Here is a 7,490-nt window from a genome sequence, read left to right on the forward strand (position 1 = left end):
GCTGTTGAGTTCTCAAGGAACGGACACTTCCATCGTACTCACCCAAGCATTAGATACTCTCGGGCTTTCCTCCGGGTGTTCCCTTCGGTGTTTCCGACTCTATCAGTTCTTTTTCTTCGTGCTGACCAGTCGTTCCGCGGACATGCAGAAAGAGCGATCCGAAGAAGGATCTGAAGAATTGGGTGCTGCCTGGGGATCGGTGCTGTGTAGCTCCGTAGGCCCCGTGGCAGGCCTAGAACTGTACAGCGGCCCGTGTGGGCTGAGCAAATCCGGCCCCGTGCACCCTCGTTGTCTCATGGGGAAGCGTCAGGGCCCATGACTTACGCTGCTGAACAGTGCGTCGTCCAGGACAGGGAGTGGCGACGCGGATCTACCAGCCCCTTTGGGAGGCTTCCATGACCAGCGTGACGTCCCCTCTTGCCGGACGTGCCATCGGACTGTCGGCCGTGCCCGACCCGGTGTTCTCCGGGGCGATGGTGGGGCCCGGCACCGCCGTCGATCCGGTGCGTGAACGCTCCGAGGCGGTCGCTCCCGTCGAAGGCATCGTCGTCTCCCTGCATCCGCACGCCTTCGTCGTGGTCGACGCGGAGGGACATGGTGTGCTCACCCATCTCGGTATCGACACGGTGCAGTTGAACGGCGAGGGCTTCGAGCTGCTGGTGAACAAGGGGGACCGGGTCACCCGTGGCCAGGCCGTGGTGCGTTGGGACCCGGCGGCCGTCGAGGCGGCGGGCAAGTCTCCGATCTGCCCGGTGGTGGCGCTTGAGGCCACGGCCGACTCCCTCTCCTCTCTTGTCGAGGACGGTGAGGTCAAGGCCGGTGACGCGCTCTTCGGCTGGCAGTGACCACCGGCGGACGACAGTGAGCGCCGATGCCGCCTCTCAACGGCGGTCGGCGGACGACCACTTCGGCGGCTGGTGCCGCCGCACAATCGGAGACTGGTGAGATGGAGACAACGCTGCGAGGCGTCGGCGTGAGCCATGGTGTGGCGATCGGCGAGGTACGGCATATGGGGACGGCTGTGCTGGAACCGCCGGCGAAGCAGATTCCCAAGGAAGAGGCCGAGCGCGAGCAGGGCAGGGCGCGGCAGGCCGTGGAGGCCGTGGCCGCGGATCTGGTGGCGCGCGGTAATCTGGCCGGCGGTGAGGCGCAGGCCGTGCTTGAGGCGCAGGCGCTGATAGCGCAGGACCCCGAGCTGATGTCGGATGTGGACCGTCGGATCGCGGTGGGCAGTACGGCGGAGCGTGCGGTGTATGACGCGTTCGCCTCGTACCGGGAGCTGCTGGCGGGTGCGGGTGAGTATCTCGCGGGCCGGGTGGCGGACCTGGACGATGTGCGGAACCGGATCGTGGCCCGGCTGCTCGGGGTGCCGATGCCGGGTGTGCCGGACAGTGACCAGCCGTATGTGCTGATCGCTCGGGATCTGGCGCCGGCGGACACGGCGCTGCTCGACCCGGCGCTGGTGCTGGGGTTTGTCACCGAGGAGGGCGGGCCGACGAGTCACAGTGCGATTCTGGCGCGGGCGCTCGGGGTGCCTGCCGTGGTGGCGCTGCCGGGTGCGGTCGAGTTGGGCGAGGGCACCGTGATCGCGGTGGACGGCAGCACCGGTGAGGTCTTCGTGGAGCCGGGGGCCGAGCAGCGTGCCCGGTTGGAGGCGGTGGCGGCGGAGCGGAAGGCGGCGCTGGCGGCGTCGTCCGGGCCGGGGGCGACGTCGGACGGGCACAAGGTGCCGCTGCTGGCGAATGTGGGCGGCCCGGCGGATGTGGCGGCCGCGGTGGAGGCGGGGGCGGAGGGCGTGGGCCTGTTCCGTACCGAGTTCCTTTTCCTGGACGACAGTACGAAGGCGCCGTCGCAGGCGAAGCAGGTGGAGGCGTACCGGCAGGTGCTGGAGGCGTTTCCGGAGGGGCGGGTGGTGGTGCGGGTGCTCGACGCGGGTGCCGACAAGCCGCTGGACTTTCTCTCGCCGGGCCAGGAGCCCAACCCGGCTTTGGGCGTGCGGGGGTTGCGGTCGCTGCTGGACCACCCGGAGGTGCTGCGTACGCAGTTGACCGCGCTGGCCGAGGCGGTGAAGGGGCTTCCGGTGTATCTGGAGGTCATGGCGCCGATGGTGGCGGACCGGGCGGACGCCAGGGCGTTCGCCGACGCCTGTCGTGCGGCGGGGCTTGAGGCGAAGTTCGGCGCGATGGTGGAGATTCCGTCGGCCGCGTTGCGGGCTCGTTCGGTGCTGCAAGAGGTGGAGTTCCTTTCGCTGGGGACCAACGACCTGGCGCAGTACACCTTTGCGGCGGACCGGCAGGTCGGTGCGGTGTCGCGGTGGCAGGACCCGTGGCAGCCGGCGCTGCTCGACCTGGTGGCGATGTCCGCGGAGGCGGCGAAGGCCGAGGGCAAGAGCTGCGGGGTGTGCGGTGAGGCCGCGTCGGATCCGCTGCTGGCATGTGTGCTGACGGGTCTGGGGGTCACCTCCCTTTCGATGGGGGCAGCGTCGATTCCGTATGTGCGGACGACGCTCGCCAAGTTCACGATGGCGCAGTGTGAGCGGGCTGCCGGGGCGGCGCGTGCCGCGGAGTCCGCCGAGGAGGCGCGGGCGGCCGCGCAGGCGGTGTTGTCGGGCGAGTAACCGGGCGAGGTGTGCCGGGCGGTGGTGTCCGGCGGTGCGGGGGCGTTCCACCGGTGGGTGGGGCGCCCCCGCTTTATGTGCCCCCGCGGTCAATGGTGGTGCGGGGGTGGTGGGGTCTCGGTGCCGAGGGTGGGGGGCGGGGTGTAGTCGAGGCCTGGTTCCGGGGAGAGGAGGTCGCCGGATTCGGCGTCGGTGCAGTAGGCGTCGAAGACTTCGGAGGCGGTGAGGGCGGTGAGGTGGCCGTTGTCGAGGCGCCAGCCGCAGACACGGTCCTGGGCGTCGGGTCGCCCGGCGGTGCGTAGGACGAGACCGCCGCCGGACTTGGTGGCGATGCCGAGGGCGAGGAGGGTGGCGAACTCCTGTGCCTCGGTGGGGTCGATGTCGTCGGGGACGGTGGCACCGGCGGGGGTGTCTGCGCGGAGGGCGGTGAGGAGGGTCTGGTCGTTGGTGGCGACGCTACATACCAGGTGGTGGTGGCCGGTGCCGGCGCTGGTGAGGATGCGCAGGAGTAGCTCGCCGGCGTGTGCGTAGCAGGCCCAGCCGATGTCGTCGTGGCAGGTGGGGCAGGGGCCGAGGGTGGCGAGGGCCTCGGTGGCGTACTCCCAAGTGGCGTGGCGGACGGCGGCGTTGACGAGGTCGGGGACGAGGTCGCTGAGGGGGCGGCCGTCGTAGGGAACGGTGGCAGTGGTGGCGGCGAGGTGGGCGGTGTATCGGCCTCGGGTGGTGGGGGTGTCGGGGTCGAGGCCGGTGTCGGTGCAGTAGGCGGCGTAGTCGTCCGGGTCGAAGAGGGCGAGGGTGGTGTGGCGGCCGCGGGCGGCCCTGGTGGTGAGGAGGGCGTCGAGGTGGTGGAGGTAGGTGTGGTGGTCGTCGTAGGGGAAGGTGCGGTAGCGGCGCATGGCGGTGAAGTCGTCGGTGTCGGTCAACAGGGCGATGGTGCCTGCGACTTCACGGTGCAGGTCGGGCCGGTCGTCGGGGCCGGGCCGGGCGGTGGGGTGGTCTCGGGGCTCCTGGTGGGTGAGGTCGGGGCCGTCCCCGCTGTGGTGGCCGTTGTGGTCGGTGGGCTGGTGGTGGGCGTGGTTCATGGGTCCCCCTGGGTTGTCTCCATCAATGGTCACTCACCGTAGCGGTCGCCACTGACAGTGAGGGTTTGGGGAGGTGGTCGCGGACCAGGCGGTGCTGGATTACGCAGGTCAGAGCGATGCCGGCGCCGAAGACGGTCCAGCCGAGCGGGCCGGCGGCGATGGCGGCGGTGACGGCGAGGGGGCCGGCGCTGCGCTGGGCGGACTGGGCCAGGCCGTGCACGCCGAGGTAGGCGCCCTGGCTGCGTTCGGGGGCGAGGGCGAGGGAGAGTTCCCAGGAGGCGGTGGCGTGCAGGATCTCGGCGAGGGTGAAGGCGATGGCCGCCGCGGTGAGCGCTGTGACGGCGACGGCGATGTCAGTGGCGGCGGATACGGTCAGTGCGATGCCTCCGATGGTGAAGCAGGCGGCCACGGGGAGCAGCAGGGTGCGGGCGGCTCGGCTGGTGGCGCCGAAGCGTGCGAGAGGCACCTGGAGGGCGATGACCAGGACGTTGCTGAGGACCATGAGCAGTGGGGCGAGGCCGCTGGGGGCGTGGGTGGCGTGGGCGATCCAGAGCGGGAGGCCGACTTTGAAGACGGCGTCGTCCAGGAAGAGGACGGCTTCGGTGGCGGTGTAGGCGAGGTAGGTGCGGTCGCGCCAGGGGCTGGTGGGGCGGGGCGCGGTTGCGGGGCCGGCGGAGGTGGCGACGGTGCGGGCGGCGGAGGGCGGTTCGCCGCAGCGGGCGGTGAGGGCGGCGGCGCAGAGGAAGGAGAGGGCGTCGCCGGCGAGGAGCCAGGTGTAGACGGTGGTGCCCCCGGTGGTGAGGGCGGCTGCGGCGAGGAGGCCGCCGATGGCCCAACCGCAGTTGGCGAGCGTGCGGTTGAGGGGGCCTGGCATGTGCGCACGGTCAGCAAGTCGCTTGGCGCCGACCTGCGTTGGGCGGCCGCGGCCTGTGATCCGACGACGCTGGCCCGGCACGACGGGCGGCTGCTGCTCACCTCGGGCTGGGTGAGCCATCTGCTCCAGGAGACGGTGCTCGGGCTGCTCACCGATGGGGACGCGCAGGCGCTGGTGCGGCAGGCGGGCGCGGTCTACGCGGAGCGGCGGGAGGCGCTGCTGGCGGAGTTGGCCGCGCGCGAGGTGCCGGCGCACGGGGTGAGCGGGATGAATGTGTGGGTGCCGGTGCGGGACGAGTCGGCGGTGGTCAACGGGCTGCGGTCGCACGGCTGGTGGGTCGCGGCCGGGGCCCGCTTCCGTATCGCCGCACCGCCCGGCTTGCGGATCACCGCCGCCTCGCTGACCCCCGAAGAGGCGGCCCGGCTCGCCGCCGATCTGGTCGCCGTACTCGGCGAGGGGCAGGCCACGTACGGAGGTTGAGACCGGGGAGGACAGGTCGGCGGGGCCGGAGACGGCTCACCGGAAACCGGCCCCGCCCCTGGCCCCGCGCCGGGCCGCCCGCCCAGGCCCGTCATCCCCGCTTGCGGGAGAGGTCCTCGTAGAAGCGGAGGAGGTCGAGGTTGTCGACGGAGCCCGGGTTGACGGCCTTGTCCATGGGGGTGCCCTGGAGGAGGCGTTTGACCGGGACCTCGATGCGCTTGCCGGTGAGGGTGTGCGGGACGCCGGGTACCTCGATGATCTCGTCCGGTACGTGCCGTGGGGAGAGTTGGGCGCGGATGGTGGTGGTGATGCGGTCGCGCAGGGCGTCGTCGAGGGTGCTGCCGGGGATGAGGTGCACGAAGAGCGGCATCCAGTAGCCGCCGTCCGGCTGCTCCACTCCGATGACGAGGGACTCGCGGATCTCCGGGAGGCGTTCCACCGCCTCGTAGATGTCGGCGGAACCCATCCGCACGCCCTGCCGGTTGAGGGTGGAGTCGGAGCGGCCGTGGATGACGACGGAGCCGCGGGAGGTGAGGGTGATCCAGTCGCCGTGGCGCCAGACACCGGGATAGGTGTCGAAGTAACTGTCGTGGTAGCGGCTGCCATCGGGGTCGTTCCAGAAGCCGATCGGCATGGATGGCATCGGGTTGACGACCACGAGTTCGCCGACCTCGTCGGTGAGCGGGACGCCCGCCGGGTCCCAGGCCTGGAGGTTGGTGCCGAGGCAGGCTGCCTGCAACTCCCCCACGTACACCGGCAGGGTGGGGACGGCGCCGGCGAAGCAGGAGCAGACGTCGGTGCCGCCGCTGACGGAGGCGATCCACAGGTCGTCGCGTACCTCGTCGTGCAGCCAGCGGAAGCCGTCCGGGGGCAGCGGGGAGCCGGTGGTGGCGACGCAGCGGACGGTGGACAGGTCGAAGTCGCGCCCCGGGTGGACCTCGGCCTTGCGGCAGGCCATGACATAGGCGGCGGAGGTGCCGTAGAGGGTGGCGCCGGCGCGTTCGGCGACGCGCCACTGGGCACCGGTGTCCGGGTAGCCGGGGCTGCCGTCGTAGAGGACGATCGTGGTGCCGGTGAGGAGGCCGGAGATGAGGAAGTTCCACATCATCCAGCCGGTGGAGGTGTACCAGAAGAAGCGGTCGGCGGGGCCGAGGTCGCAGTGCAGACCGAGTTGCTTGAGGTGTTCCAGCAGGATGCCGCCCTGGGACTGCACGATCGCCTTGGGCAGGCCGGTGGTGCCGGAGGAGTACAGCACCCAGAGCGGGTGGTCGAAGGGGACGGATTCGTAGAGCGGTTCGGTGTCGGCGGCGGTGAGGGCCGACCATTCCAGGGCGCCTTCGGGGGCTTCGGTGCCGAGCAGCGGGATGTGCACCACGGCACGCAGGGTGGGGAGTTGGGCGCGGAGTTCGGCGACGGTGTCGCGGCGGTCGTGCTCCTTGCCGCCGTAGCGGTAGCCGTCGACGGTGAACAGCACGACCGGTTCGACCTGCTGGAAGCGGTCCAGGACGCTGCGGGCGCCGAAGTCGGGCGCGCAGGACGTCCACACCGCGCCGACGGCCGCGGTGGCGAGGAGTGCGGTGGCGGCCTGCGGGATGTTCGGCAGATAGCCGCTGACCCGGTCGCCGGGGCGCACCCCGAGGGCGCGGAGTTCGGCGGCGAGCGAGCCGACCTGGCGGCGCAGCTCGGACCAGCTCACGGGTGTCGGGGTGTGGGTCTCGTCGACGTACAGCAGGGCGGGCTCGTCGGGGCGGTCGGCGGCGGCGCGCAGGGCGTGCTCCGCGTAGTTGAGGCGGGCGCCGGGGAACCACTCGGCGCCGGGCATGGACCGGTCGCCGAGCACCTGCTCCGGTGGCGCGCTGAAGCGGACGTCGAACCACTCGGCGACGGCGGCCCAGAAGGTGTCGAGGTGCTCGACCGACCAGCGGTGCAGCGCAGGGTAGCCGCCCTCGGCGGGGGCGCCGTGGTGTTCGGCCGCCCAGGCCTGGAAGCGGGTGATCCGGGCCTGCTCGACGGTGTCGGGGGCCGGCTGCCACAGCGGAGTGGGCGTGGGCGCGGCCGAGGGCTCGGGGGTGGCGGGCGAGGCTGGCGACATGGTGCGGCTCCCGGACTCGGCGCTGGTCTGCGGCTGGCGCGCACGGCTGGGGTGTGCGCGTGAGCGACGCACAGGACGATGCCATGTGATCGACATCCACACCAGAGCGCCCGCCACATGGCTGCGGGTGGGGTTATGGGGCCGGTGCACACACCACGGATGAACGGAAGTTGAACGGGTCACGGGGCGGGCGCGTCCAATGGCAGGGTGATCACCATGAACGGTCGTGACCTGGTGCGTTCGATATGGGGCCGGGCGGCGGAGCGCGATCAACACGGCCACCAACCGGGCCGTGAAAGAGGGGCACCCCGACCTCACCCCCGCCCATCTGCTGCTGGCCCTCCT

Annotated in this window: 6 protein-coding genes; 3 read left to right on the forward strand and 3 right to left on the reverse strand. The window is 71.4% G+C overall.

The window, feature by feature from the left end; genetic code table 11:
* Positions 1-395: 395 nt before the first annotated feature.
* Together ACFVST_RS28975 and ptsP are read left to right on the forward strand one after the other, a co-directional pair.
* On the forward strand, positions 396-845 hold the full coding sequence (locus ACFVST_RS28975) for a PTS glucose transporter subunit IIA (RefSeq protein ID WP_390156568.1): 450 nt from the start codon (positions 396-398) through the stop codon (positions 843-845).
* A 101-nt stretch (positions 846-946) separates the two neighbouring features.
* Positions 947-2,617 carry a phosphoenolpyruvate--protein phosphotransferase gene (gene ptsP / locus ACFVST_RS28980; protein WP_390156569.1) on the forward strand — a complete coding sequence of 557 codons (1,671 nt, stop codon included), beginning with the start codon at positions 947-949 and terminating at the stop codon, positions 2,615-2,617.
* A gap of 89 nt (positions 2,618-2,706) precedes the next feature.
* Here ptsP and ACFVST_RS28985 read toward each other — a convergent pair whose 3' ends face one another.
* Complete coding sequence (locus tag ACFVST_RS28985; protein WP_390156570.1) at positions 2,707-3,699, reverse strand: hypothetical protein; 993 nt, start codon at positions 3,697-3,699, stop codon at positions 2,707-2,709.
* Positions 3,700-3,721: 22 nt separating this feature from the next.
* On the reverse strand, positions 3,722-4,573 hold the full coding sequence (locus tag ACFVST_RS28990; protein WP_390156571.1) for a hypothetical protein: 852 nt from the start codon (positions 4,571-4,573) through the stop codon (positions 3,722-3,724).
* Between ACFVST_RS28990 and ACFVST_RS28995 the strand changes: the two genes are divergently transcribed.
* Positions 4,574-5,053 (forward strand): aminotransferase class I/II-fold pyridoxal phosphate-dependent enzyme, encoded by a 480-nt coding sequence (locus ACFVST_RS28995; RefSeq protein WP_390156572.1) that lies wholly within the window; start codon positions 4,574-4,576, stop codon positions 5,051-5,053.
* 91 nt (positions 5,054-5,144) lie between these two features.
* Here the strand turns inward: ACFVST_RS28995 and ACFVST_RS29000 are convergent, their stop codons facing one another.
* Positions 5,145-7,145 (reverse strand): acetoacetate--CoA ligase, encoded by a 2,001-nt coding sequence (locus tag ACFVST_RS29000; protein WP_390156573.1) that lies wholly within the window; start codon positions 7,143-7,145, stop codon positions 5,145-5,147.
* Positions 7,146-7,490 lie beyond the last annotated feature (345 nt).

Source organism: Streptomyces sp. NPDC058045, assembly GCF_042885635.1.
In the GTDB taxonomy this organism is placed as follows: Bacteria; Actinomycetota; Actinomycetes; order Streptomycetales; family Streptomycetaceae; genus Streptomyces.